22 protein-coding genes and 1 pseudogene are annotated in these 25,382 nt (G+C 71.9%); 13 read left to right on the top strand and 10 right to left on the bottom strand.

Features of this window, described 5'->3' with window-relative positions:
• From B2P18_RS16560 to B2P18_RS16580, 5 genes and pseudogenes are all read right to left on the bottom strand, one after another.
• Positions 1–410, bottom strand: a pseudogene (locus B2P18_RS16560) (tryptophan--tRNA ligase); the annotation flags it as partial.
• 121 nt (positions 411–531) lie between these two features.
• Positions 532–1,914, bottom strand: a complete 1,383-nt coding sequence (locus B2P18_RS16565; RefSeq protein WP_286960019.1) for a UTP--glucose-1-phosphate uridylyltransferase — start codon at positions 1,912–1,914, stop codon at positions 532–534.
• A gap of 47 nt (positions 1,915–1,961) precedes the next feature.
• Positions 1,962–2,855, bottom strand: a complete 894-nt coding sequence (locus B2P18_RS16570) for a carbohydrate ABC transporter permease (RefSeq protein ID WP_029212070.1) — start codon at positions 2,853–2,855, stop codon at positions 1,962–1,964.
• Positions 2,852–3,766 carry a carbohydrate ABC transporter permease gene (locus B2P18_RS16575; RefSeq protein ID WP_034253217.1) on the bottom strand — a complete coding sequence of 305 codons (915 nt, stop codon included), beginning with the start codon at positions 3,764–3,766 and terminating at the stop codon, positions 2,852–2,854. The genes B2P18_RS16570 and B2P18_RS16575 overlap by 4 nt, the downstream gene beginning before the upstream one ends.
• Positions 3,763–5,112: an ABC transporter substrate-binding protein gene (locus B2P18_RS16580; protein WP_029212068.1), complete on the bottom strand. Its 1,350-nt coding sequence runs from the start codon at positions 5,110–5,112 to the stop codon at positions 3,763–3,765. The genes B2P18_RS16575 and B2P18_RS16580 overlap by 4 nt, the downstream gene beginning before the upstream one ends.
• A 178-nt stretch (positions 5,113–5,290) precedes the next feature.
• Between B2P18_RS16580 and B2P18_RS16585 the strand changes: the two genes are divergently transcribed.
• The 3 genes from B2P18_RS16585 (at position 5,291) to galK (ending at position 9,355) form a co-directional block, all read left to right on the top strand.
• The gene (locus tag B2P18_RS16585; RefSeq protein ID WP_286960018.1) at positions 5,291–7,297 is read left to right on the top strand and encodes a beta-galactosidase; all 2,007 of its coding nucleotides are present in this window, start codon (positions 5,291–5,293) and stop codon (positions 7,295–7,297) included.
• A gap of 5 nt (positions 7,298–7,302) precedes the next feature.
• A complete protein-coding gene (locus B2P18_RS16590) occupies positions 7,303–8,076 on the top strand; it encodes a DeoR/GlpR family DNA-binding transcription regulator (protein WP_286960017.1) in 774 nt (257 codons plus the stop codon).
• 106 nt (positions 8,077–8,182) lie between these two features.
• Positions 8,183–9,355, top strand: a complete 1,173-nt coding sequence (gene galK, locus B2P18_RS16595) for a galactokinase (RefSeq protein WP_029212065.1) — start codon at positions 8,183–8,185, stop codon at positions 9,353–9,355.
• A 186-nt stretch (positions 9,356–9,541) separates the two neighbouring features.
• On the opposite strand, the gene B2P18_RS16600 is transcribed toward galK, so the two are convergent.
• The 4 genes from B2P18_RS16600 to B2P18_RS16615 form a co-directional block, all read right to left on the bottom strand.
• Positions 9,542–10,447: an oxygenase MpaB family protein gene (locus B2P18_RS16600; RefSeq protein ID WP_286961646.1), complete on the bottom strand. Its 906-nt coding sequence runs from the start codon at positions 10,445–10,447 to the stop codon at positions 9,542–9,544.
• Positions 10,440–10,652, bottom strand: a complete 213-nt coding sequence (locus tag B2P18_RS16605; RefSeq protein WP_029212063.1) for a hypothetical protein — start codon at positions 10,650–10,652, stop codon at positions 10,440–10,442. The genes B2P18_RS16600 and B2P18_RS16605 overlap by 8 nt, the downstream gene beginning before the upstream one ends.
• Before the next feature lie 67 nt (positions 10,653–10,719).
• A complete protein-coding gene (locus B2P18_RS16610) occupies positions 10,720–11,547 on the bottom strand; it encodes a cytochrome c oxidase assembly protein (RefSeq protein ID WP_239265193.1) in 828 nt (275 codons plus the stop codon).
• Positions 11,544–12,128, bottom strand: coding sequence for a DUF2243 domain-containing protein (locus B2P18_RS16615; RefSeq protein WP_019284196.1), 585 nt, complete (start codon positions 12,126–12,128; stop codon positions 11,544–11,546). The genes B2P18_RS16610 and B2P18_RS16615 overlap by 4 nt, the downstream gene beginning before the upstream one ends.
• Positions 12,129–12,240: 112 nt before the next feature.
• On the opposite strand from B2P18_RS16615, the gene B2P18_RS16620 reads away from it, so the two are divergent.
• From B2P18_RS16620 to B2P18_RS16660, 9 genes are all read left to right on the top strand, one after another.
• On the top strand, positions 12,241–13,566 hold the full coding sequence (locus tag B2P18_RS16620; RefSeq protein WP_019284197.1) for an APC family permease: 1,326 nt from the start codon (positions 12,241–12,243) through the stop codon (positions 13,564–13,566).
• Positions 13,567–13,706: 140 nt separating this feature from the next.
• Complete coding sequence (locus B2P18_RS16625) at positions 13,707–15,002, top strand: C39 family peptidase (RefSeq protein ID WP_286961647.1); 1,296 nt, start codon at positions 13,707–13,709, stop codon at positions 15,000–15,002.
• 321 nt (positions 15,003–15,323) lie between these two features.
• Positions 15,324–15,473 (top strand): hypothetical protein, encoded by a 150-nt coding sequence (locus tag B2P18_RS16630; RefSeq protein WP_019284199.1) that lies wholly within the window; start codon positions 15,324–15,326, stop codon positions 15,471–15,473.
• Entirely contained in the window at positions 15,445–16,302 is an 858-nt protein-coding gene (locus B2P18_RS16635) for a hypothetical protein (RefSeq protein WP_286961648.1), read from the top strand. The genes B2P18_RS16630 and B2P18_RS16635 overlap by 29 nt, the downstream gene beginning before the upstream one ends.
• Positions 16,259–17,623 carry a poly-gamma-glutamate synthase PgsB gene (pgsB, locus tag B2P18_RS16640; RefSeq protein ID WP_286961649.1) on the top strand — a complete coding sequence of 455 codons (1,365 nt, stop codon included), beginning with the start codon at positions 16,259–16,261 and terminating at the stop codon, positions 17,621–17,623. Before B2P18_RS16635 ends, pgsB begins: the two co-directional genes overlap by 44 nt.
• A complete protein-coding gene (locus B2P18_RS16645; RefSeq protein ID WP_029212058.1) occupies positions 17,616–18,629 on the top strand; it encodes a poly-gamma-glutamate biosynthesis protein PgsC/CapC in 1,014 nt (337 codons plus the stop codon). The genes pgsB and B2P18_RS16645 overlap by 8 nt, the downstream gene beginning before the upstream one ends.
• A complete protein-coding gene (locus tag B2P18_RS16650) occupies positions 18,626–20,215 on the top strand; it encodes a CapA family protein (protein WP_286961650.1) in 1,590 nt (529 codons plus the stop codon). The genes B2P18_RS16645 and B2P18_RS16650 overlap by 4 nt, the downstream gene beginning before the upstream one ends.
• Positions 20,216–20,263: 48 nt before the next feature.
• Positions 20,264–20,770 carry a hypothetical protein gene (locus tag B2P18_RS16655; protein ID WP_286961651.1) on the top strand — a complete coding sequence of 169 codons (507 nt, stop codon included), beginning with the start codon at positions 20,264–20,266 and terminating at the stop codon, positions 20,768–20,770.
• A gap of 107 nt (positions 20,771–20,877) precedes the next feature.
• Positions 20,878–21,774 (top strand): hypothetical protein, encoded by an 897-nt coding sequence (locus tag B2P18_RS16660; protein WP_239265209.1) that lies wholly within the window; start codon positions 20,878–20,880, stop codon positions 21,772–21,774.
• Between the two features lie 128 nt (positions 21,775–21,902).
• On the opposite strand, the gene B2P18_RS16665 is transcribed toward B2P18_RS16660, so the two are convergent.
• Positions 21,903–24,125: an NADP-dependent isocitrate dehydrogenase gene (locus B2P18_RS16665; protein ID WP_286961652.1), complete on the bottom strand. Its 2,223-nt coding sequence runs from the start codon at positions 24,123–24,125 to the stop codon at positions 21,903–21,905.
• A gap of 397 nt (positions 24,126–24,522) precedes the next feature.
• On the opposite strand from B2P18_RS16665, the gene aqpZ reads away from it, so the two are divergent.
• Positions 24,523–25,320, top strand: a complete 798-nt coding sequence (aqpZ, locus tag B2P18_RS16670) for an aquaporin Z (RefSeq protein ID WP_286961653.1) — start codon at positions 24,523–24,525, stop codon at positions 25,318–25,320.
• The last annotated feature ends 62 nt before the right edge of the window (positions 25,321–25,382 follow it).

A 25,382-nucleotide genomic window follows, 5' to 3' on the forward strand; every position in this document is an offset into this window, starting at 1 on the left:
GGGTAGGTGAACAGCCCGACGTTGGCCGCGTGGCCCTTGGCGGTCTTGTCCTTGAACTGCGTCATGCGGCTGGCCTCGCCGAACCCGGTCTGGCAGGACAGGATCCACGACAGCTCGGTGTGCTCGGAGACGTGGCTCTGGACGAACAGCGTGGAGCGCTCGGGGTCGACGCCCGCCGCGAGGTACTGCGCCGCCGTGACGCGCGTGCGTCGCCGGATCAGCTCGGGGTCGGTCGCCACCGTGAGGGAGTGCAGGTCGGCGATGAAGTAGAACGCGTCGAACTGCTCCTGCAGCGCCACCCAGTTGACCAGCGCGCCGAGATGGTTGCCGAGATGCAGCGAGTCGGAGGTCGGCTGCATGCCGGACAGCGTGCGCGGGCGGGCGGTGAGCTGGGAGGACATGGCTCTCATTCTGGCAGGTCGGGGGGGGTGGTCCGGGCGGTGTTGGGTCGTGCGGGCGGGTCCGGTCAGGGGTGGCAGGAGCCCAGGCCGTATGCCGGAACCGCTCGGTCCCCGGCATACGGCCGGTGTCTCAGCCCTGCAGGACGGCGCCGTCCTCGACGCGGCTGGGCGCGCCCTCGTCGGGGAGCGTGACGTCGCCCTTGACGACGACGTCGTCCCCGAAGGACCAGTCCCCCTCGACGGTGAACCGGGTCGCCTCGCGCAGCGACGGCAGGCGCTCCGGCACCCGCTGCTCGAAGTCGCCGATCCGCTTGAAGTGCTTGCTGTCCAAGGAGATCACCGGCGCCGCGTCGACCTGCATGGCCAGGGTGCCGTCCTCGCGCAGGTCGTAGACGTCCGAGCGCAGCAGCATGAGCTCGTTGGTCGTCTTGACCGGGAGGAAGCGGCTGCGCGGCACCTCGATCGCCTGGGCCCCCTCGAAGACCTCGACGGCCGCGCCCATCGCGGACTCGATCTGGTAGACCTCGGGGCTGCTGGCGTCCTTGGGGTCGACGGTCTTGACGTTGCGGATGAGCGGCAGCCCGAGGACGCCGTCGCGCGCCGTCAGCTCGTCGTGCAGGCGCTGCAGGTCCAGCCACAGGTTGTTGGTGTGGAAGAACGGGTGGCGGTGCTCGTCGGTGAAGAAGTCCATCTCGTCGTCCGCGGTCTGCGCGGTGTCGCGCAGGATCAGCTGGTCGTCGTCCTTGCGGATCGCGAGGTGACCGCCCTTGCGGTCCATGGCGGTCCGCTGGCACACCTCGGCGGCGTAGGGCGCGCCCGAGGACGCGAACCAGCCGGCGAGGCGGGCGTCCGGGGAGGCGCCGAGGTTGTCGCCGTTGCTGACCGTGGCGTAGCGGAAGCCCTTGTCCAGCAACGCCGCCAGGATGCCGGAGGACAGCAGCGAGGGGTAGAGATCGCCGTGGCCCGGCGGGCACCACTCGAGCTGCGGGTCGTCCGGCCACTCGACGGGCGTCAGGTCGTCCGTGCGCAGCTTGGGCTCCTGGCTCTGCAGGAAGTCCAGCGGGAGGTCCTCGACCTGCAGGTCGGGGTAGTGCTCCAGGGCGGCCAGCGTGTCGGCCCGCGTGTTGAAGGAGTCCATCAGCAGCAGCGGCAGCCGCACGCCGTAGCGCTCGCGCGCCGCCAGCACCTGCTGCACCACGATGTCCAGGAAGGACTTGCCGTCCCGCACGGGCAGCAGCGACTTGGCCTTGCTCATGCCCATCGACGTGCCCAGCCCGCCGTTGAGCTTGATCACGACGGTCCGGCCCAGCGCCTCGCGCGCCGTCTCCTCGTCGATGTCGGCCGCCTCCAACGACGGCGGGTCGGTCAACGGCCGGATCGAGTCCTCGAGGATGACGCCGGTGGCCCCGCCCTCCAGCTCGCCGTAGTAGTGGCTGAAGACCTCGATCGCCGTGGGGTGGACCCCGGCGTCGGTCATGACCTGCTGCGCGCGCGCGAGTCCGTCGTGGCTCATGGCACCACTTTCGTGTCCAGGGGGTGTCGGGGGCAACTCGACGGCCGTCAGCCCTTGGTCGCCCCGAGGGTCAGCCCGGCGACGAAGTGCTTCTGGAGGGCGAAGTAGATGGCGAGGGTGGGCACGGCCACGATCAGCGAGCCCGCCGCGACGAGGTTGTTGTCCGTGAAGAACTGGCCCCGCAAGTTGTTCAGCGAGCTGGTGACGGGGTACTTGTCACCGCTCTGCATCAGCACCGTCGCCCAGAAGAACTCGTTGTAGATCCAGGTCACCTCGAGGGTCGCCAGAGCCGCGAGCGGCGGTCGGCACAGCGGGAGCGTCATCTGCCAGAACTGCCGCCAGACGCTGGCCCCGTCGACCATCGCCGACTCGTAGAGCTCCTTGGGGATGGTCTTCATGTAGTTGCTCAGCACGAAGGCGCAGAAGCCCGTCTGGAAGGCGACGTTGACGATGATCAGCCCCCAGTAGCTGTCCAGCAGGGTGCCCGAGTCGCTGAACCAGAAGGGCACCTCGGCCCGCTGGAAGAGCCGGAAGACCGGGATCAGCAGCGCCTGCGGGGGCAGGAGGTTGGCGGCGGTGAACACCGCGAGCAGCACGAGGTTCCACCGCGAGCTGAACCGCGCCACCACGAAGGCGATGGAGCAGGCCAGGGCCAGGGTCAGCAGCACCGCCGGCACCGTGATGATGGCGGAGTTGAGGAACTTCTGCGTGAAGTCGGCCTGCTCCCAGGCGTTGCGGTAGTTGTCGAGGGTGAAGCCGCCGAAGGACAGATAGCCGTGCTGCGCGGTGTAGTCGTAGGACCGCAGGCTGGCGAGCACGGCGTAGCCGAGCGGGAACAGCCACAGAAGGGCCATCACCAGCAGGAAGCCGTGCGTCGCCCACCGGCCCGCGGTCATCGGGCGCCGGCCGCTGGGCCGCAGCACCTCGGTCGTGGTGCTCACTTCTCCTCCTTCATGACGATGCGCAGGTAGACGGCGATGAAGAGGGACGAGATCACGAGCATGATCGTCGCCAGCGCCGAGCCGAAGCCGATGCGCTGGGCCTCGCCGACGATGTTGCGCGTCACCTCGGTGGAGATCAGCTCGAGGCCGTTGCGTCCCTTGTTGATGACCCACACGAGGTCGAAGGCCCGCAGGGACTCGATGACCGTGACGACCAGGACGATGATGTTGATCGGGGCCAGCACCGGGAACACGACCTTGAAGAAGGTCTGACGCTCCCCCGCCCCGTCGACCTTGGCCGCCTCCCGCAGCGACAGGTCGACGCCCTTGAGGCCGGCGAGGTAGAGCAGCATGATGTAGCCCGTGTGCCGCCAGGTGGTCGCGATGAGGGCGGCCCACAGGTTGTAGCTCGAGTCGCCGTACCAGTCGATCGTCCACCCCGTGACGGCGTTGATGAAGCCCTGGTCCCGGGAGAACATCAGCTGCCAGATGAAGCCGACGAGGGCCATCGACAGGACGACCGGCAGGTAGAAGGACGACTGGTAGAACTTGGTGCCCCGGGACTCGCGGTCGATCAGCACGGCGAGGAACATCCCGAGCGGCGTCGCGACGAAGAACAGGACCGCCAGCCAGATCAGGTTGTGCTGGATGGCGGGCCAGAACGCCGGATAGGTGTTGACGGCCTCGTCGTAGAACTGCCCGCCGACCGGGACGGCCTCGGAGAACGGCGAGAGGCCGTCCCAGTCGAAGACGGACAGCACGACCGTCGCGATGGCGGGCAGCCACACCAGGCCGACCACCACGAGGGTGGGCACCAGGACCATCAGCGCGATGGTGACCCGGTCCCCTCCCGACAACCGCGTCCCCCGACGAGAAGGGCGGCGACGCGTCGACGCTGTCGTGGTGCTCATGAGGTGAAGATGGTCTTCTTCTGCTTCTCGATCTGGCTCACGATCGAGTCGACGTCGCCGGGGTTCTTGATGAACGACTGCAGGGCGGGGGTCACGACCGTCGAGGCGAAGTCGGGCCGCGAGTCACGGTCGAGGAACTGGGCGATCGACTTGGCCTGCTCGACGAAGTCCAGGGAGGCCTTCTGCAGAGGCGTGTACTTCGCCGTCGTGGCCTGGTCCGAGCAGGCGATGACGGACGGGTCGGCCTGGACGAGCGTGTCCTGCGCCGGACCGGTCGCGAGGTAGCCGAGCAGCTTCTTGGCGCCCTCCTGGTTGCGGGGGCGCTTGGACATCATGTAGCCGTCGATCGGGGCGTCGATGGCGTCCGCACCGATGGTCGAGTCGATCTCCGGGAAGTTGAAGAACTTGAGGTCGGCCTGCTCGGCGCCCTTGGCGAACTGCTGCGCCAGGAAGGTGCCCATGTAGTACATGCCGGACTGGCCCCTCTGCAGCGACTGGGCCCCCTCCTGCCAGGTGCGTCCGAGCGAGTCGGGCTGGTGGACCGGGAGCAGCTGGCGCCACACGTCGAAGACCTTCTTGACCTTGGCCCCCGACCAGTCCTCCTTGCCCGCCATCAGGTTGACGTGGAAGTCGTAGCCGTTGACGCGCAGGTTGAGGATGTCGAAGGTGCCCATCGCCGGCCAGCCGTCCTTGTCGGCGAACGCGATCGGCGCCAGCCCGTCCTTCTTCATGCGCCCGGCCAGCGCGACGAGCTCGTCGAGGGTCTTGGGCACCGTGTAGCCGTGCTTGTCGAAGACGCTCTTGCGGTAGTGGACCGCCCACGGGTAGTAGGTCGTGGGCACGAGGTACTGCTTGCCGTCGGCGCCGGTCGAGGCCTTCTTGACCGCCTCGCTGTAGGCCGCGCCGGAGCCCCAGACGTCGGAGACGTCACCGATCAGCCCCTTCTCGGCGAAGAAGCGCATGCGATAGCCGGCGAACCAGGTGAACACGTCGTCCGGCGAGCCCTGCAGGTAGGTGTTGATGTTCTCCTGGAAGGAGTTGTGGTCGATGGTGTTGATCGCGACGTCGAGGCCCTGGTTGGCGGCCTCGAAGCCCTTGACGATCGCCTCCACCGCGGCCTTGGGCACCGCGTCCGACTGGTTGGACCCGAGCTTGAGGGTGCCCGTGGCGGAGCCGGACGACGAGCCGCCGCCACCGCCGCAGGCGGCCAGCAGCGCGGGCAGCGTGGCCGCCGCCCCCAACCCGGCGACGCCCTTGAGGATGCTCCGGCGGCTCGGCTGGTGCGCGCGGACGGAGGAGGGGACCAGCGAGGCGAGGTACTCGCCCTCGGAGGACGGACGCGGCATGACGGCTCCTTCGACGATGAAGTAGCGGGGCGTGCGATGTGCGGCTCGGTCATAGCAAAGTCGCCACTCACACATTTCCGCTCAGTTGGCGACGTTCGTTCACCCGCACGCCAGCCCCTGTCAAGACCTATGTGCACTTCTGTTGACAACTCGCACAATGTCTCACACGATGGACCGCATGCGACAGTGGCCTGACAACGGCGTGGCCTACGGCGGGGACTACAACCCCGAGCAGTGGCCCCGCAGCACGTGGGACGAGGACGTCGAGCTCATGCACCGGGCGGGGGTCACCTTCGTCACGCTCGGGGTGTTCTCCTGGTCCTGGCTCGAGCCCAAGGCGGGCGTCTACGAGTTCGAGTGGCTCGACACGATCATGGACAAGCTGGCGGCCGCGGACATCGCGGTCGACCTGGCCACCGCCACCGCGGCCCCGCCGGTCTGGCTGAGCCAGGAGCACCCCGACACGCTCCCGGTGGACCGCGAGGGGCACGTGCTCGGTCAGGGTTCGCGGCAGGCCTGGTGCCCCAGCTCGACGACGTTCCGCGACCACGCCGTCGCGCTCACGGCCCAGATGGCCCGGCGCTACCACGACCATCCGGCCCTCGCGATGTGGCACGTGTCCAACGAGTACGGCTGCCACAACGTCCCGTGCTACTGCGACCGCTGCGCGGCGGCCTTCCGCACCTGGTTGCAGGCCCGGCACGGCACCCTCGAGGCGCTCAACGACTCGTGGGGGACGGCCTTCTGGAGCCAGCGCTACACCGACTGGGAGCACGTCCTGCCCCCGCGGGCCACGCCCACGATCAACAACCCCACGCAGGTCCTGGACTACAAGCGCTTCCAGTCCGACCAGCTGCTCGCCCAGCACGACGCCGAGCTGGCGGTCCTGCGCGAGCTGTCGCCCGGCGTCCCCGTCACCACCAACTTCATGACGATGACCGGGTTCCGTCACCTCGACTACCACTCCTGGGCCTCGCACGTGGACGTGGTCAGCACCGACCACTACCGGGTGGACGCCCTGCCCGACCCCACCGCCGAGCTGTCGCTGTCCGCCGCCATCACCCGCGGCGTTGCCGGGGGCCGGCCCTGGATGCTCATGGAGCACTCCACCAGCGCGGTCAACTGGCAGCCCGTCAACCCGGCCAAGCCCGTGGGGCAGCTGCTGCGCGACAGCCTGTCCCACGTCGCGCACGGCGCGGACACCGTGGGCTACTTCCAGTGGCGGGCCTCGCGGGCCGGCGCCGAGAAGTACCACTCGGCGATGCTGCCCCACGCCGGCCCGGACACCCGTCGGTTCGCCGAGGTCAGCCGCCTCGGCGAGATCCTCGGCCGTATGCCGGACCTCCTCGGCAGCCGCGTCGAGGCACGCGTGGCGGTCCTGTGGGACTACGAGGCGCAGTGGGCCGCCGGCGGACCCGCCCTGCCGTCGGAGGCCCTCGACTACCCGGACGCCGCGCTGGCGGTGCACCGCGCGCTGCGCGACCTGCACGTCACGGCGGACGTCGTGCACCCGGGCGCGGACCTCGAGGGCTACGACGTCGTCGTGGTCCCCACCCTCTATCTCGTGCGCGCCGAGCACGCCACCGCCGTCGCCGACGCCGCCGCACGCGGGGCGCACGTCGTCGTCACCTACTTCTCCGGCATCGTCGACGAGCACGACCACATCCGCCTCGGCGGCTACCCCGGCGCGTTCCGCGACCTGCTGGGCGTGCGCTGCCAGGAGTTCTCCCCCCTCCGCGTCGGCGAGCAGGTGCGGCTCGACGACGGCACGACCGGCACCGTGTGGTCCGAGGACCTCGACGCCGTCGACTGCGAGGTGCTGGCGCGCTACGCCGACGGGCCGCTCGACGGTGGCCCCGCCGTGACCCGCCGCCGCGTCGAGGGCGGCGGCTCGGCGACATACGTCAGCACCCTCCTCGACGACGAGGGCTGGCGCCGCCTGCTCGACGGGCTGCGCGCGGAGGCGGGCATCGACCGCGTGGCCGAGGCGTCACCCGGCGTCGAGCTCGTGCGGCGGTCCGGCGACCGCGGGTCCTGGCTCTTCGCGATCAACCACGGCGACACCACCGCCGAGGTGACGGCGTCGGGGCACGACGTCGTGGCGGACGCCCCGGTCGAGGGACGCGTCGAGCTGGCCGCCGGCGGGATCGCCGTCATCCGCGAGACCGGGACCGAGAGGGACTGAGGTCCGTGCTCCCCCACCAGCGCAGGGACACCCTCCTCAAGGAGGTGCAGTCGTCGGGCGCCATCCGGGTCGTCGACGTCGCAGACGCCCTCGGCGTCTCGGAGATGACCATCCGGCGCGACCTCGAGGAGCTCGACCGGCTCGGGCTCGTGCGTCGCGTGCACGGGGGCGCCACCTCGGTCGGTCCCGGCGCCAGCGACGAGCCGGGCTTCGCGGCCAAGGCGACCCGCGAGCTCGCCGCCAAGCAGGCCATCGCCCAGGCCGCCCGTGAGCTGGTCAAGCCCGGCATGACGATCGCCATCTCGGCGGGGACGACGACCTACGCCTTCGCCGCGACCGTGGCGGACGTCGAGGACCTCACCGTCGTGACCAACAGCACGGACACCGCGGACCTGCTCTTCGACGCGCTGCCCCGCTCCAGCCAGGTCGTCGTCACCGGAGGCGTGCGCACCCGCTCCCACGCGCTCGTGGGACCGGTCGCGATCTCGGCGCTGCGGGGGCTGCACGTCGACCTGGTCTTCCACGGCTTCCACGGCTTCGACCCGGAGGCGGGGTTCACCTGCCCCAACCTCGCCGAGGTCGCCACGGCCCAGGCGATGATCGACTGCGGTCGCAGCCTCGTCGTGCTCGTCGACCACACCAAGGCGGGCGTCGTCGCTCTCGCCGGCGTGGTCCCGCTCAGCCGCGCCGACGTCGTCGTGACCGACTCGCTGCTCGGCGACCACGACCGGGCCGCCCTGTCCGAGCACGTCCCCGACGTCGTCGTGGCGTCGGTCTGACCGCGCTGGACGAGCTGCGCTCGGCGAGACTCGTCGCACCGAGCCACCCGACCTGAGCACAACCCATGAGGATCGCACCGTGCGATCGCACCGTGAGGAGAACACCGTGACCAGCGCACGCGACCGCGCCGAGGAGACCTTCCGCGAGACCTTCGGGGCCGAGCCGTCCGGGGTCTGGGCGGCCCCCGGACGCGTCAACCTCATCGGCGAGCACACCGACTACAACGACGGCCTGTGCCTGCCCATCGCCCTGCCCCACCGCGCGTATGCCGCAGCCCGACGGCGTGACGACGACCGGCTCGTGCTGGTGTCCGCCGACATACCGGACAGCCGCGCGGAGGTGGAGCTCTCCGACGTCGCCGCCGGCACGCCGGGCGGGTGGGCGTCCTATGCGGCCGGGGTGCTGTGGGCGCTGCGGGACGCGGGTCACGAGGTGCACGGCCTGGACGTCGCCGTGGCCTCCGACGTGCCGATCGGGGCGGGCCTGTCCTCCTCGGCGGCGCTCGAGGGCTGCGTGGGGGCCGCCGCCTCGGACCTCTTCGGCCTCGGGCTGCTCGACTCCGACGAGGGCCGATCACGGCTCGCCGAGGTGTGCATGCGCGCCGAGAACGTCATCGCCGAGGCCCCCACCGGCGGGCTCGACCAGGCCGCCGCGATGCGCTGCGCCGAGGGCCACGCGCTGCTGCTCGACTGCCGCGACGGGTCGACGCGCCTGGTGCCCTTCGACCTCGACGCGCACGACCTCGAGCTGCTCGTCGTCGACACCCGCGCCACGCATGCCCTGACGGACGGCCAGTACGGCGAGCGCCGCAGCGCCTGCGAGGCCGCCGCCGAGGCGCTGGGGATCGTGTCGCTGCGCGAGATCGCGTCCTCCGAGCTGGAGTCGACGCTGTCCCGGCTGGACGACGAGGTGCAGCGCCGTCGGGTGCGGCACGTGGTCACCGAGATCCAGCGGGTCCGCGACTGCGTGGAGGCGCTCTCGGCCGGCGACTTCGCCGAGGTGGGGCGGCTGTTCGACGCGTCCCACGAGTCGCTGCGCCACGACTACGAGGTCACGGGGACCGAGCTCGACCTGGTCGCCGACACCGCCCGCGCCGAGGGTGCCCTGGGAGCGCGTATGACGGGCGGCGGGTTCGGCGGCTCCGCGATCGCCCTGGTGCGCCGCGGGACCGGTGACCAGGTGGCGGCCGCGGTGGCGCGGGCCTTCGCCGAGGCGGGGCTGGGCGCGCCGCAGCACTTCGTGGCCACGGCGGCGGCTCCGGCCGAGCGCCTCGCCTGATCTTGTCGCTGGGGTGAGCCAGAGTGGTCGCAGACCGCCCGCACCGCCCGCACCCCGACTCCATTGGTCACCAGTGACGTTTGGATCGTTCATAAGGGCCGCTGGGACGTGATTGGTGACCAATGGCGTCGGGTGCGAGTGCGGGTGCGGGGCTGGTGGGGGTGCGGGGCGAGAGGGCGGGGCGGGTCAGCCAACGGCGCTGAGGCCCCAGCGGACGAGCCGGGTGCCCACTGCACCGGCGGGGGCTGCGAGCGCGGGGCGGGCGAGGCCCAGCTCGTCGCGGGCCCACCCCGGCAGCAGGTCGACCGCGCCTCGCGCCAGCAGCTGATAGCCGGGACGCGCCGGACGCGGCAGCGGCGGCTCGCGCAGCAGGAAGTCGGCGGCGTCCCGGGCAGCAGGAGTCACCCGCAGCTCGGGCCGGTAGCCGGCCAACGCCTCCTCGAGCTCGCGGACGGTCGCCGGCAGGTCCCCGGCCCCGAGGCGGGCGGCGGGGATGGCGGTCTGGGCGACATAGGTGTCGGCCTCGGCCGGGGTGAGGGGCCGCGAACCGTGGCGCTGGTGCCCGGTCAGGAAGGACCAGACCTCGGCGACGTGCACCCAACGCAGGAGGTGCGGATCGCTCGCGCTATAGGGCCAGCCGAGGTCGTCCTTGCCCCGGACGCGCTCGTGCACGCTGCGGACGGTGGCGATGGCCTGCTCCGCGTGCTCGATCGTGCCGAAGGTCGTGGTCGCCAGGTAGTGGCTGGTGCGCTGCAGCCGCCCCCACGGGTCGCCGCGATAGCCGCTGTGCCCCGCGACCCCGGCCATGGCGGAGGGGTGCAGGGACTGGAGCAGCAGCGCCGTGATCCCGGCGGCGAACATCGACGCGTCACCGTGCACGCGCCAGATCGGGTCGTCCTCGGTGAACCACCGCTCGCCGGGCGTGCCCCAGATGCGGTCGTGGGCGGCCACGGCGTCGGCGCCGGCGACCTTCTCCCGCACGGCCTCGCCGATGCGACGCTGCAGAGATCGGGGCAGGGACAGCGCGCTGGACAAGGGCCTAGGCAGCGAGGTGGGCGCTGCGGGCGCTGGGTCGGCCCCGTGCTCAGACATCGGCTCCGTCCTGGCCGGGGGTGGTGTGCTCGCTCGGAACCGCGTCCGCGCCACCGTCGGGAGCCGTGCCGCCGAGACCGGTCTCGGACACCTCGCCCCCGCCGTCGCCGGCCGTGCCGTCGGCGCCCTCCACCCGCTCGTCGCGTCGAGCCTCGTCGCGTCGGTCCTCGTCGTTCGCCGCGCGCTGGCCGGTCGTGTCGCTCATGTCGGTGCCTCTCGACGGAGGGGCCGGTCGCGGCGGCGAGGTGCGCGCCGGTGGGTGGCCCCGGTGCTCACCATTGTGCGGTCGCCTGCCGCCCCGCAGCGAGATGACGCCGGCCGGCGGCTCTGGGCCGGCGCCACGTGGTCAGCATCGCGAGCGCCAGCAGGAGCTCGGCGATGTCCCCGCCGTAGTACATGAGCTCCCCCGCGCCCCGCAGCTCGACCGCCGAGACGGGCACCTGGACGAGCGCTCCGGCATACAGCAGCTGGGACAGCACCGCGTGCCCGGTGACAGCCACCCCGAGGACGACCAGCCTGGCGGTGACGGATGGTCGACGCGGGGCCGGGTCAGGGCCGGCGATGGCGTGGGCGAAGAGATACCCGGCGACAAGGAAGTGCAGGTGCACGAGGTGGTGCAGGACAGGACGCTGGGTTGTGGCGACGTAGAGGGGGGTGAGGTACAGGACGAGGAGACCGCCGAGGTTGAGCACGAGGGCCGTGACCGGGTGGGTGACGACGCGCAGCGGCGCCACGTGCAGCAGTCGTCCGAGCACCCGCCCGTGCCGTGGCGGCAGCGTGCGCAGCAGCAACGTGGCAGGGGCACCCATGACCAGCAGCAGCGGTGCGTACATCCCGATCAGCAGGTGCTGCAGCATGTGCCCCCGGAAATCGCCGGCCGGGAACGGGGACAGCGCGGGCACCAGCGCCATCCCGAGCAGGCCTGCCCCGGTGACGAAGCTCACCGTGCGCCAGCCGCTCCAGGACCCGTGCCGGCGCGCCTGGCGGCGGGCCAGCACGGCATACGACCCTGCAGCAGCAGCGGTGAGACCCAGGACGACGGCGGGCAGGAAGGCCTCCGGCCCACCGGTGGAGGCGGCACCGCCATGAGCAAGGATCACCGCGGGCCTCGGTCGCCGGGTGAGCCCTCCCGGCCGATGACCACCGCGCCGTCAGCCACGACGCCCGGCCGAGCCGACCGCTGCAAGAGCCAGCCGCCGAGGACCAGAAGAGCGCCCAGCCCCAGGAAGGCGAGGTCCGCCAGTGTCTGGTGGGGGCCGCTGACGACGTGATGGATCCCCAGGACGTGGTGGTCGACGATGCCCTCGACGAGGTTGAAGAGCCCCCACCCCGCCAGGATCCAGCCCCAGAGCACACGGGAGGCCCAGGCCCGGCGGTGGTCGTGCGTGATCCGCGCGTAGAGGATCCCCAGCCCGGCCAGGACGCAGAGCCAGGTGAAGGTGTGGAACAGGCCGTCCCACAGCGTGTTCATCTGCAGCCCGTGCACCGTGGTGGCCGGGTAGTCGCCGATGGGGATGTTGGCCGTCGACGCGCTGGTCAGCATGTGGTGCCACTGCAGCACCTGGTGCAGGAGGATCCCGTCGACGAAGCCGCCGAGGCCCACACCGAGGAGGATGCCGGGCAGGGTGATGCTCCGCGGCTCGGAAGATCCGGGCGAGAGCGGGTCGCTGGACGCTGCCATGCGACCACGCTAGGGCGCCGAACGAGCTGGCGGGCGCTTGCGCGACGCCGCTCGCCAGGACCCATCGACCGCCAAGCCGCCCACGGCCCGCGCCAGGTCGTACCGTGACCGCATGCCCACCCAGAACGCCCCCGAGGCCACGTCCTCGGGCACTCCCACGCTGCGCCGCGCCGTCACGACGACCGGCCTGTTCCTGTTCATCCTCGGCGACGTGCTGGGGGCGGGCGTCTACGTCCTCGCCGGCAAGATCGCCGGCACCGCGGGAGGCGCCGTCTGGGTGCCTCTGGTGGTGGCCCTGCTGCTGGCGCTGCTCACCGCGGCGTCCTACGCCGAGCTCGCCACGAAGTACCCGCGCGCGGGCGGCTCGTCGCACTACGCCACGCGCGCGTTCGGGCCGTTCGTCGGCTTCCTGGTCGGCTTCTGCATGCTCGCGGCCGGCATCGTCTCGGTCGGTGCGCTGGCGCTGGGCTTCGCGGGCGACTACCTGGCGGCCTTCGTGACGCTACCGACGGTGGGCGTCGTGGTCGTCTTCCTCGCCCTGCTGGCGGCGCTCAACGCGCGTGGCATCTCCGAGTCGATGGGCGCCAACGCCGTCGCCACGATCATCGAGGTCGGCGGCCTCGTGCTCATCGTGATCCTCGGGATCGTCGTCATCGCGCGCGGCGACGGCGACCTCAGCCGGCTGACCCAGCTCGGCACCGCGGAGCACTCTCCGATCAGCGCCGTGCTGGCGGGCAGCGTGCTGGCGTTCTACGCCTACGCCGGCTTCGAGACCAGCGCGAACGTCGCCGAGGAGACCAAGGACCCCGCCCGCTCCTACCCGCGGGCGTTGTTCGGAGCCCTCGTGGTCGCCGGGCTGGTCTATGCCGGCGTCGGCGTCGCCGCCAGCGCGATCGTGCCCACCGACCAGCTGGCGTCCTCGAGCGCTCCCCTGCTGGAGATCGTGAAGGCGGCGGGCGGCATACCCCCGGTGCTGTTCTCGGTCATCGCGCTCGTCGCCGTCGCCAACGGTGCCCTGCTCACCGGCATCATGTCCTCGCGCCTCGCCTATGGCATGGCTCGCGACGGCCTGCTGCCCTCGGCGCTCGAGCGGGTGCTGCCACAGCGCCGCACCCCGTGGGTCGCCATCCTGGCCACCACGGCGCTGTCGCTGCTGCTCGCGCTGACGGGCACGATCGAGGTGCTGGCCAGCACCATGGTCCTGCTGCTGCTCGTGGTCTTCTCCGCCGTGAACCTAGCGGTGCTCGTGCTGCGCCGCGACGAGGTCTCGCAGCGCCACTTCCGCGCGCCGGTGGTCCTGCCCGTGCTCGGACTGCTCTCGTGCCTGCTGCTGGCGACGCGGGTGGATGCGGAGACCTGGCGCTACGGACTGCCGTTCCTCGCGGTGGGTGCACTGCTGGCCGGGATCGCCGCCTGGCGCCGCCGTACCCCCGCCTGACCCCGATGACGCCCGCCTGACCCGCCGCGGGCAAAGGCATCAGCCTGGGGAACCAAGACCGGTCGATGCACCTGCCGCCGGCGGGTGAACGTTCAACACTTTGCGTGACGGATGATGACTCTGCGTCATACAGTCCCCCCATGACCGACTTCTCCCCCTCACGTCGGGCCCTGCTCGGCGGTGCCGGTGCGGCCGCCGCGACCCTCGCCCTCCCCCTCGGCATCCCGACGGCTCAGGCCGCCGCCGCCCGCAACGTCCGCCTCTGGCGCTGCCTCGGCTCCGCCCTCAGCGGCGGCTACCACACGGGCACCCGCTACACCAACGGCTCCATCGTCATGGGCAGCCCGCAGGGGCGCACGACCTACACCGACCCCTACGGCCCGCGCACCACGCGGACCTATGACCACGGCACGTGGACGACCGGGTGGTACACGCCGGAGTTCGCGATGACGCAGGTCATCCCCTCGTGGCGGGCCATCACGCCGGGCGGCACCTGGATCTCCGTCTGGGTGCAGGCGATCACCACCACCGGCGCCACCACCGCATGGTTCTCGCTCGGGCGCTGGTCCGACATCCAGCCCGGCTCCCCCTACCGCACGACCGTGAACGGTCAGTCCGACGCCTACGCCACCGTCGCGACGGACACGCTGCGCGCCAAGGCGGGCTACGCGTTCAAGAGCTGGCGGCTGCGGGTGACCCTCTATCGCCCCGCCGGCTGGACCGCGACCCCCACCGTCACCGCCGCCAACGTCATGTCCTCGGCCATCCCCACCGGCTCGACGAGCAGCGTCCCGGTGAGCCCGGTCGGCGTGGCCCGCGGCGTCGTCCTCGGCGTGCCGACCTACAGCCAGATGGTGCACACCGGCCACTACCCGTCCCTCAACGGCGGAGGCGAGGCCTGGTGCTCGGGCACGTCGACGGCGATGATCCTCGACTACTGGAAGGCCGGCCCCACCAGCACCGAGGTCGCCTGGGTCAACCCCAAGCCCCACGCCAACCCGCAGGTCGACCATGCCGTCGCCAAGGTCTTCGACTACGGCTACAACGGCTCGGGCAACTGGGCCTTCAACACCGCGTATGCCGGAACCCGGGGCCTGGACGCGTTCGTCACGCGGTTGCGGTCGCTGAACGAGGCCGAGCGCTTCATCAAGGCGGGCATCCCGCTGGCGATCTCGACGTCGTTCACCAGCTCGCAGCTGTCGGGCGCGGGGTTCGGGACCAACGGGCACCTGATGGTGATCGTCGGCTTCGACTCGGCGGGCAACGTCGTGGTCAACGACCCGGCGTCGGGGATGCGGGCGTCCAACGCCTACGTCCGCAAGACCTACAACCGCGCGCAGCTCGAGAACGCGTGGGCCCGCTCCGGCGGCACGACCTACGTGATGCGACCGACCTGGAAGGCCCTGCCGACGGCTCTGACGCAGCGCAACTGGTGAACCTACCTCGGGTAGTCACACTCGCCTGGCGTGCCAACCCAGGCGGATGTACCTACCTCAGGTAGTCACACTCGCCTGGCGTGCGAACCCAGGCGGACGTGCCTACCTGAGGTAGGTCCGGGCGGGGCGTGGAATGAATCGCGAGCCGTGACCAATGGTTGCTGTACGCGCAGGACAAGGGCCGACTGGATCATTGATCCTTCAAATAACCTGTGGGTGTGACGCAGCGTCATACTCTCTAGTCCATACGCCATAGACGCCAGCCCGGGCCCCTCAAGGTCCGGGCTGACGCATGCCCCTGCCCGCTCGCCCGGAGTCCTCATGCCCCTCCCCCTCGACGGCCCCGCCGCCGGCCTGCTGCTGCACGCCGTCGGCGCCGGCGCCGTCTTCGCCGCCGCCTACGCCCTCGCCCGCCTCCGCTTCGCCCCGAAGGAGGCCGCACGTGGCACCGACGCAGCACCGCTGGACTGAGCTCCACACGGGCGCGGCCCTGCTCGCGGTCACCGCCGCGGCCGCCAGCGCCGCCGTCATGTCCCAGTCGGGGGCCGCCAGGCCGGTCCTCGTCGGGCTGGTCGTGGTCACCGTCGTCGCCGGGCTCCTCACCGACGGCTTCCTCGGGCTCGGGGTCGGCGTGGCCACCGCCGCGGCCGGCGTCGTCACGATCCAGCGCCTCGGCACCTGGGACAACGCCCACTTCACCGCCCTCGTCATGATCGTCGGCGCCCTCGTCGTGCTCGGCTGGGTCGCCGGCCTGCTCGGCGCCTCCGCCCGCGCCCACCGGCGGGCCCTCGAGCGAGGCCGCCCCGCCGACGTGCAGCCGGCCCTGGCCTCCCTCGGCCTGCTGCCCGCCGACGTCGCCGAGCTGCGCGCCGACGAGGAGATCGCCCGCGCCCGCCGCCACGACCGCCCGCTGGCCGTCGTCGCCCTCGAGGTCGAGCCCCGCTCCGCCGACGTGGACGAGGCGCTGCTGCAGGCGACCCGCCGCGCCGTCGCCCGACTCGTCGAGCACCGCCTCCGCCGCTCGGACGCACCGTTCGCGCTCGACGCCGGCAGCGTGGCGGCCGTCCTCCCCGAGACCGACGAGCGGGGGGCCGCTGCTCTGGCCGGGCTCCTCGTGCAGGAGGCCCCGGTGCTGTCCGTCCGCGACCGCGGGCGTGGGGGTGCCGTCGAGGTCGGGTCCGTCGCCACCCTGCGGTGCGCCGTCGTGGAGCTGGCGGGTCGGCATACGACCGCTTCGGACCTGCTCGACGAGGCCCGTGCGGCCCTGCGCGACGAGCAGCCGGCGGAGGTCGTGCGATGACCCGCTCGCTCGTCGGCGTCGGGGTGCTGCTGCTGCTCTGCATCGCGATCATGACCTACTGGCGCAGCGCCACCCAGGCCCACCGCCGCCGCCTCGACCAGCTCGACGTCGCCTGCACGTCAACGGGATCCGCGGCAAGTCCACCGTCACGCGGCTGCTCGCGGGCGTCCTGCGCGAGGGCGGCTACGTCACGGTGGCCAAGACGACCGGCTCGGCCGCCCGCGTCATCGCCCCCAACGGCCACGAGACGCCCATCGCCCGCCGCGGCGCCGCCACCATCAACGAGCAGATCGACGTCGTCGCCGAGCACGTCCAGCGCGACGTCGAGGCGCTGGTCATCGAGTGCATGGCCGTGCGCCCGCTCTACCAGCAGTACTCCCAGGAGTTCATGGTCCGCTCCGACATCACGGTCATCACCAACGTGCGCGAGGACCACCAGGAGGAGATGGGCGAGACCCTCGAGGAGATCGCCGACTCGCTGTCCGCGACCATCCCCACCGGCGGCATCCTGGTCACCGGCGAGGGCCGCCAGCACCTGCGAGACCGGTTGGCGGTCAACGCGGCTCGTCGTGGCAGCACCCTGATGTATGCCGACCCCGCCGAGGTCACCGACGAGGACATGCGGGGCTTCGACTACCTGCAGTTCCGCGACAACGTCGCCATCGGCCTCACCGTCGCGCGGCTGCTGGACATCCCGCGCGAGGTGGCGATCCGCGGCATGTGGAAGTCGGTGCCGGACGTGGGTGTCGTGCGGCTGCGGACCTACGACATCCTCGGCAAGCGCATCCTGTGGGTCCCGCTGTTCGCGGCCAACGACCGCGAGAGCGTGATCCTCACCTTCCAGAACCTCCAGGCGCAGTTCCCGCCGGACGCCCCCGTCATCGGCATACTCAACAACCGCCACGACCGCGGCCGGCGCGCCGAGCTGTTCTCCCACATGGTCCCCGACGACCTGGACGAGTTCCTCGACCACGTCATCACCTTCGGGGCCTACGAGGAGACGGTGACCGCCACCATGGTCGAGCGCGGCTACGGCCGCGAGCGCATCCACCAGCTCGGCGAGACCGTCCAGCCGTCGCTCGACCAGATCCTGCAGACGATCGTCGACCTCGTGCCCGGCCGCGACGGCGTGCTCGTCGGCATGGTCAACATCCACACCGACCAGGCCGAGCTGCTCATCGAGCACTTCGCGCACCTGCTCGGCGACGCGCAGGACGACGAGATCGCCGAGGCCCGCCTGCTCGCCCGCGCGCCGCTCGGACGTCAGCGGATCGTGTCCGGCATCAGCCACACCCGCCGCGCGGAGGCCCTGCGTGCCTGAGTACTCCTTCACCCCCGAGGTCGTTCGCCTCACGATCCTCGCGGGCGTCGTCGTCAGCATGCTCGTCTACGAGCGGATCCAGCTGACCACGGGCGGGGCGATCGTCCCCGCCTACCTCTCGCTGGCCCTCAGCCGGCCCATCGCCGTGATCGTGACCATCGCCCTCGGCTACCTGACCTACCTCATCGTCAACAAGGTGATCGGCCGCCGCCGGATCCTCTACGGCCGCAGGAAGTTCGAGATCGAGGTGCTGGTCGGGCTCGCCCTGATCATGGTCACCACCGGGCTCGCGCACCTCGGCGGACGGCTGGACCCGATGCTTCTCGGCATCACCGGCATCGGCTTCCTGGTCCCCGGGATCCTCGCCCACGACATGGCTCGCCAGAAGCCCGGCCGCACCGTCGGCGTCGTGATCGCCACCGCCTGCTCGCTCGGCGTCGTCGCCTGGCTCGCCTCCGCGGTCCTCGCGATCGCCCCCGGCTCCAACGTCGACCAGCCCCAGCACCTCGCCTCGGTCCTCGGCTACCACCGCGAGCTGCTGCTGTATGCCGTGGCCATGAGCGTGCTCGTCGGCATGGCGGTGTACTCGAAGCTGGGGCTCCGCTCCGGCGGGTTCATCACCGGCGCCTACCTCGCCCTGGTCGGGCCACGCTGGTCCGACCTGCTCTTCACCGCCGTCGTCGCCCTGGTCACGTGGGCGATCGTCGTCCACGTCCTCATGCCGCGGCTGCTGCTGTTCGGCCGGCGCAAGCTGTCGGCGCTGCTCCTCGTGGGCTCGGTGGTGGCCTGGGCCACCGAGATCACCATGACCTGGCGCAGCCACGGTGACTTCGTGCCGTGGCGCGGCCTCACCGCCGCCACGATCATGGTCCCCTCCCTCATCGCCAACGACGTGCAGCGCCAGGGCTGGGAGCGCACCGTCTGGGGCACCGGGCTCACCGCCACCGGCGTGTATGCCGGAGCCACCCTGACCGCCGCGATCGCCACCGCAGGAGGTTGGCTGTGAGCACCCACCTCACCCGCTGGGGCGGGCCCGTCGTCGCCGCCTCCCTCGTCGTGGCCGGCACCCTCGGCCTCGTCCACGAGCAGGCTCCGGCACCCGGCCCGACCGGCCCCACCGTCTCCGTGGACGTCGTCGACGACCGCGGGACCCCGCTGGCCGGCGCCCGGGTCCGCACCGACGAGGGGTCGGCCACCACCGACGCCGCCGGGCGGGCGGCCGTGCCGCTGTCCCGCGACGGCTACGCCCACGTCGAGGCCTCCGGGCACGGCGAGCGGACCCTACGCCTGCACGCCGCGGAGGCCTCCCGCGCCGTCCTGCCCGCCAGCGGGTTCGACACCGTCACGCTGAGATTCGGCGGCGACGTCATGATGGGCCGGCGGTTCTACGAGCCCAGCGCCTCCGGGCCCGCGCTCCTGACCGAGGCCTCCACGGTCGAGGACCACCGCCGGCTGCTCGACGGCATCACCCCGCTCCTGCAGGACGCCGACCTCACCGCGGTCAACCTCGAGACGCCCCTGGTCGCCAAGCTCTACTGGCCCGAGGGCGCCAAGCGGCCCGACGGCTTCAACCCGACCAAGGAGATCGCCTTCGCGAGCAGCACCAAGACCGCGCAGGCCCTGCGCGACGCGGGCGTGGACGTCGTGTCCCTCGCCAACAACCACGTCAACGACGGTGGGGCGGCCGGGATCGCCAGCACCCTCACGGCCCTCGACGACGCCGGTGTGCGCCACTTCGGCGCGGGGCGGACCGAGGACGAGGCGTGGACGCCGCTCGAGGTGCCGGTCCGCGGTCGCACGGTCGCCTACGTCGGCTGCACCACGGTCGACGGGCTGCCCTCGTCCCACCCGTACGTCGCCCAGGGCAGCTCCGGCGGCGCCGCCCGGTGCTCCGAGGGCCGCCTGCGCCGCACCGTCGAGCGGCAGCGCGCCGCGGGTCACGACGTCGTCGTGATGATCCATGGCGCCGTGGAGTACGAGCGCCAGCAGCGGCCCGTCATACGACGACTGACCCAGGTGGCCGCCGAGGCCGGCGCCACCGCCGTCATGAACGGTCACCCGCACGTCGTCGGCGGGCTGACCACCCAGTCCGGCGCGGTCGTCGCGGAGAGCCTCGGCAACCTGCTCTTCGACCAGGACCTGTGGTCGACCTTCCCGACCTACCTGGTGCGCGTCGACCTGCACGACGGTCGGCCCGTCCACACGCAGGCCGACCCGCTCGTCATCGACCGCTACGCCCCGCGCCCGGCCACCACCGCCCTGGCGGACGCGGTCGGCCGCATCGCCGCCGGCTCCGTCGCGACGACCGCCAACGCCGACGCCACCGGCACGACCATCGGCTCCGCCCTGCTGGAGCCCAGGCCTCGCGCGGTCCAGCTCACCCCCGGCGTGCCGACCTCGCTGGCGCCGGGCTGGCAGCTCGCCGGCCGGCCTGACGGCATCCTCGCGGGCAGCGACCTGCTCTTCGGGAGCGGGCGCTTCGAGGCCGACGCCCGCAGCGGCAGCGGGCCGGCGCTGTGGACCCTCGGCGCCAACACCCGCCGCACCAACGCCGCGGCCTGCGCACCGACGCCGAGCGAGGCGGTGGCCTAGCACGGCGTCGAGCTGGTCCGCAGCCCGCTCAGCACCCAGGACGCCTTCGTGACGCCGGAGCACCGCATCCCGGTCAAGGCCGGCCAACGGCTGACCTTCGTCGCGGCGGTGCGGCACGCCTCCCCCGGGTCGCGCGCCACCCTCGCGTGGTATGCAGGAGCCGAAGGCCCCTCGAGCGCCACGACGGAGGTGACCGTGCCGCCCAGCAGCTCCGACGCCGACGACTGCCGGCAGGTGCGCGTCGACGTCACGGCGCCCGCGGGCACGACCTTCGTCCAGCCGGCGCTGCGCCTCCTGCCGCCCGAGAGCTCGGTGCGCGGGTCGCGCCTCGCCGTCGACGACGTGTCCCTCGTGCGCTGGGGCGAGGAGGGCGGCTCGAGCGCCCGCTTCGACACGGTCCTCGCCGAGCGCGCCACCGCCGTCACCCTGCAGCAGGTCACCCCGACCGCCGCCACCGAACCCACGGTGCTGCGGGCGACGAGCAGCCCCGTCACGGCCCTCGCCGGCGCGACGGAGCCGAGCCTGCCCAGGACCGAGGAGACGGAGCGCCCGTGACGGTGGCACCTGCGTCCGACGGGCGCCACGGGTCGGGTCGGCCCCACGGGTCGGGTCGGCCCCACGGGTCGGGTCGGGGCACCCCCCGAGCCCTGCGCCTGACGACCGTGGGAGCACTCGTGGCCGCCGCCGCGGCCTGCACCCAGCCCGCGCCCGCGCCCTCGCCTGCCCGCACGCCGGGCCAGGGTGACGGCGGTTCGGTGGAGCGGCTGGTCGACGTCGTCATCTCGGTGCAGGACCGCGCCCCCGCGAGCACCGGCCCGACGGACCCGGCCCGGGCCAGGGCCATCGCCGAGGCGACCGCGCAGCTGCCGCAGGTGGCCGCGCGACCGGGACCCTCGAGCCTCGCGAGTCCTCCGGGGGTGCCCGAGGGGTATGCCGTGACGGGGCTCCGCCTGGACGGGAAGGACCAGCAGGTCGCCGCCCTCGTGCCCCAGGGCACGCCCACGACGGGTGACGGGCTCTACGTCGCCCGGCCCGAGCAGGGCAGCCGCCCGGTCACCATCGAGGTCCCCCACCCCCGCTCGGACGCCTGGACCGACCAGATCGGCGCCGACGTCTACGCCCGCTCGACGGCGCGCTACCTGCTCATGGCCGGGGCCGATCGCGGCGCCGGCGACGACGCGGACGTCGCCCACGCACCCGACGCCGCCTTTGCCGGCACCGACATGCTGCTCGTGCGCAAGGACTGGGTGGTCGTCCAGATCCACGGGTTCACGCGTCGCCGGCACCCCGGCTATCCGGACGCGGTGGTGTCGAGCGGCACCGCGACGCCCGGCGCCACCGCGACGCGGGTGGCCCGCGAGCTGGAGTCCCAGGGCATCAGCACCTGCGTGTATGACGGGACCACGTGCGCCGACCTCGCCGCCCGCACCAACGTCCAGGGGCAGCACGCCCGGGCGGTCGGTGCTGACTTCGTGCACGTCGAGCTGGAGCGGTCCGTCCGAGCGGACCCCGCGCTGCGCTCGCGCGCGGCGCAGGCCATCGCCACAGGGCTCGGCTGACACCTGCTGACCCGACCGGCCCCTGCCCTTCCCCCACGTCGAGAGGCGACAGATCGGGGTTGTCCGCACCGGATGACCCCGATCTGTCGCCTCTCGATGCAGCGCAGGCTGACGCCCGCGACGTCCGATCAGATCGCGTCGATGATCGCGTTGAGCGTGGCGCTCGGCCGCATCGCCGCGGACGCCTTGGCGTCGTCGACCTTGTAGTAGCCGCCCAGGTCGACCGGGTTGCCCTGCACCCCGATCAGCTCGGTGTTGATCTGCTCCTCCTTGGCCGCTAGCTCCTCGGCCACGGACGTGAACCGCTCCTTGAGCTCGGCGTCCTGGTCCTGCGCGGCGAGGGCCTGTGCCCAGTACAGCGCGAGGTAGTAGTGGCTGCCGCGGTTGTCGATCTGGCCGACCTTGCGGGCCGGGGACTTGTTCTCGTCGAGGAAACGCCCGATCGCCACGTCGAGAGCGTCCGCCAGGACCTGGGCCTTGGCGTTGTCGAAGGTCGAGGCGAGGTGCTCGAGCGAGGCGCCCAGCGCGGAGAACTCGCCGAGCGAGTCCCAGCGCAGGTAGTCCTCCTCGACGAACTGCTGCACGTGCTTGGGCGCCGAGCCGCCCGCGCCGGTCTCGAAGAGCCCGCCGCCCGAGAGCAGCGGCACGATCGACAGCATCTTGGCGGAGGTGCCCAGCTCGAGGATCGGGAACAGGTCGGTGAGGTAGTCGCGCAGCACGTTGCCGGTGACGGAGATCGCGTCCTCGCCCGCCCGGATCCGCTCGAGGCAGTAGGTGATCGCCTCGACCGGCGCGAGCACCTGGATCTCCAGGCCGTCGGTGTCGTGGTCCTGGAGGTACCGCTCGACCTTGGCGATGACGTTGCGGTCGTGGGCGCGGCCCTGGTCGAGGTAGAACACGGCTGGGGCGCCGGTCGCGCGGGCGCGGGTCACGGCGAGCTTGACCCAGTCCTGGACGGGGATGTCGCGGACGCGGGACTGCCGCCACACGTCGCCGGCCTCGACCTGGTGCTCCATGAGCGTGCTGCCCTCGGCGTCGGTGACGACGACCGTGCCGGCGCTCGGGATGACGAAGGTCGTGGGGTGCGAGCCGTACTCCTCCGCCTTCTGCGCCATGAGGCCGACGTTGGGGACGGTCCCGATCGTGGCGGGGTCGAGGGCGCCGTTGCGCTTGCAGTCCTCGATGACCGCTTGGTACATCGGGCCGTAGGAGCGGTCCGGGATCATCGCGAGGGTCGGCTGCAGCTCGCCCTGGGCGTTCCACATCTGGCCGGAGTCGCGGATGACGACGGGCATCGACGCATCGACGATGACGTCGCTCGGGACGTGCAGGTTGGTGATGCCGCGGTCCGAGTCGACCATCGCCAGGGCCGGGCGCTCGGCATACAGCCGCTCGATCGCCGAGGTGATGGCGTCCTGCGTGTCCTGGGGCAGGCCCGAGATCTTGGTGTAGAGGTCGCCGATGCCCTGGTTGGGGTTGAAGCCGACCTGCTCGAGGTCCGCCGCGAACTCCTCGAGCACCGGGGCGTAGAACGCGCGCACGGCGTGGCCGAACAGGACCGGGTCGGAGACCTTCATCATCGTGGCCTTGAGGTGCAGCGACAGCAGCAGGTCCTCGGCCTTGGCGGCGGCGATCTGCTCGTCGTAGAAGGAGCGCAGCGCCGCCGCGCTCAGGAAGGTGCCGTCCACGATCTCGCCCGCGAGCACGTCGACGCCGTCCTTGAGGACCGTCTCGGAGCCGTCCGCGCCGCGCAGGGTGATCGTCAGGGTCGAGTCGTGGTCCATGACCATCGACTTCTCGTTGCCGAAGAAGTCGCCGCCCGCCATGTCGACGACGCGGGCCTTGGCGTCCTGGCCCCAGGCGCCGAGCCGGTGCGGGTGCTTCTGGGCGAAGCTCTTGACCGACTGGGGGGCGCGGCGGTCCGAGTTGCCCTCGCGCAGCACGGGGTTGACGGCCGAGCCGAGGACCTTGGCGTAGCGCGCCTGGACGTCCTTGTCCTCCTCGGTCGTGGCGCTCTCGGGGTAGTCCGGGATGTCGTAGCCCTTGTCCTGCAGCTCCTTGATCGCGGCCTTGAGCTGCGGCACGGAGGCGGAGATGTTGGGGAGCTTGATGATGTTGGCCTCGGGCGACTGGGCCAGCGCACCCAGGTCGGCCAGCTTGTCCGGCACCCGCTGCTCGTCGGTGAGCCGCTCGGGGAACTGCGCGAGGATGCGGCCCGCGAGGGAGATGTCCGCCGTCTCGACCTCCACGCCACCGGCACCGGTGAAGGCCTGCACGATCGGCAGGAGGGAGTAGGTCGCGAGAGCCGGCGCCTCGTCGATCTTCGTCCACACAATCTTCTGTGACGTCATGAGAGTCTCCAAAGTCGTCGCTGCGGTGCGTGCCGTCGGCACGGCTCACGCCCACGATATCTCAACGTCGAGATATCGGCCCAGGACGACCTGGTGCGGCCCGGCGGGCGGTGCCCTCACCCTATCCAGCCGGTATGACGAACCGCCTGCGGGGCCGGCGTCATTCCATACGCTCAGTGACGATGCGGCCGCTTCACCACCGGGTGGAACCTGGACGAATCGCCCGGCAGTTCACCCGAACACCGCACGCTCACCGCGTCGGCGTGCCACCATGAGACCGCGACGACGCGCGTCCCGCGGGGATCGGCCCACCGGCCGACCACGCCGAGGTGCCACCACGGACAGCTCGATCGTGCGCCCCGGGACGCTCCCCACCCACCACCTCAGGAGCACCACCGTGTCCCAGCCCAAGCTCGCCTCGCGCCTCGGCGCCGAGTTCCTCGGCACCTTCTGGCTCGTCTTCGGCGGTTGCGGCTCCGCGATCTTCGCGGCCCACGTCATGCACAAGTCCGACCCGGTCAACATGGGCATCGCCTTCGCCGGTGTGGCCCTGGCCTTCGGCCTCACCGTCCTCACCATGACGTATGCCGTGGGCCAGGTCTCCGGCGGCCACTTCAACCCGGCCGTCACGCTCGGCCTGACCGCCGCCCGCCGGTTCGACGTCAAGGACGTCCTGCCCTACATCGTCACCCAGTGCCTCGCGGCCTGCGCCGCCGGCGGCGTGCTCTACCTCATCGCCTCCGGCAAGGACGGCTTCGACGCCTCCAAGGGCTTCGCGGCCAACGGCTACGGCACCGGCTCCCCCGCCGGCTATTCGATGCTCGCCGTCCTCGTGTGCGAGGTCGTCTGCACCATGTTCTTCCTCTACATCATCCTCGGCGCCACCGACGACCGCGCCCCCATCGGCTTCGCCCCGATCGCCATCGGCCTCGGCCTGACCCTGATCCACCTCATCTCCATCCCGGTGTCCAACACCTCGGTCAACCCGGCCCGCTCGCTCGGCGTCGCGTTCTACCAGGACGGCGCGCTCGGCCAGCTGTGGCTGTTCTGGGTCGCCCCGATCATCGGTGCGGTCATCGCCGGCCTGACCTACACCGCCATCACCGGCAACGACCGCTCCGGCATCGACCTGCAGGGCGAGCTGGAGGTCGACTCCCGCGGCACCGGCCGCGAGGACGGCGCCACCCGCGCCTGACCCTCTCCTGCTCGTATGACGCAGCGCCCGCCGCTGACGGTGGCGGGTTCTCATGGTCCTCG

The sequence above is a fragment of the Arsenicicoccus sp. UBA2120 genome (assembly GCF_002330965.1).
Lineage (GTDB): Bacteria > Actinomycetota > Actinomycetes > Actinomycetales > Dermatophilaceae > Arsenicicoccus > Arsenicicoccus bolidensis.

Excerpts from the sequence above, each read along its gene's own strand:
- B2P18_RS16605 (WP_029212063.1), bottom strand. The coding sequence starts at position 10,652 with ATGAGCGACACGACCGGCCAGCGCGCGGCGAACGACGAGGACCGACGC.
- B2P18_RS16565 (WP_286960019.1), bottom strand. The coding sequence starts at position 1,914 with ATGAGCCACGACGGACTCGCGCGCGCGCAGCAGGTCATGACCGACGCC.
- B2P18_RS16625 (WP_286961647.1), top strand. The coding sequence starts at position 13,707 with ATGACCGACTTCTCCCCCTCACGTCGGGCCCTGCTCGGCGGTGCCGGT.
- B2P18_RS16615 (WP_019284196.1), bottom strand. The coding sequence starts at position 12,128 with ATGGCAGCGTCCAGCGACCCGCTCTCGCCCGGATCTTCCGAGCCGCGG.
- B2P18_RS16665 (WP_286961652.1), bottom strand. The coding sequence starts at position 24,125 with ATGACGTCACAGAAGATTGTGTGGACGAAGATCGACGAGGCGCCGGCT.
- B2P18_RS16600 (WP_286961646.1), bottom strand. The coding sequence starts at position 10,447 with ATGTCTGAGCACGGGGCCGACCCAGCGCCCGCAGCGCCCACCTCGCTG.
- B2P18_RS16580 (WP_029212068.1), bottom strand. The coding sequence starts at position 5,112 with ATGCCGCGTCCGTCCTCCGAGGGCGAGTACCTCGCCTCGCTGGTCCCC.
- B2P18_RS16630 (WP_019284199.1), top strand. The coding sequence starts at position 15,324 with ATGCCCCTCCCCCTCGACGGCCCCGCCGCCGGCCTGCTGCTGCACGCC.
- B2P18_RS16620 (WP_019284197.1), top strand. The coding sequence starts at position 12,241 with ATGCCCACCCAGAACGCCCCCGAGGCCACGTCCTCGGGCACTCCCACG.
- B2P18_RS16585 (WP_286960018.1), top strand. The coding sequence starts at position 5,291 with ATGCGACAGTGGCCTGACAACGGCGTGGCCTACGGCGGGGACTACAAC.
- B2P18_RS16575 (WP_034253217.1), bottom strand. The coding sequence starts at position 3,766 with ATGAGCACCACGACAGCGTCGACGCGTCGCCGCCCTTCTCGTCGGGGG.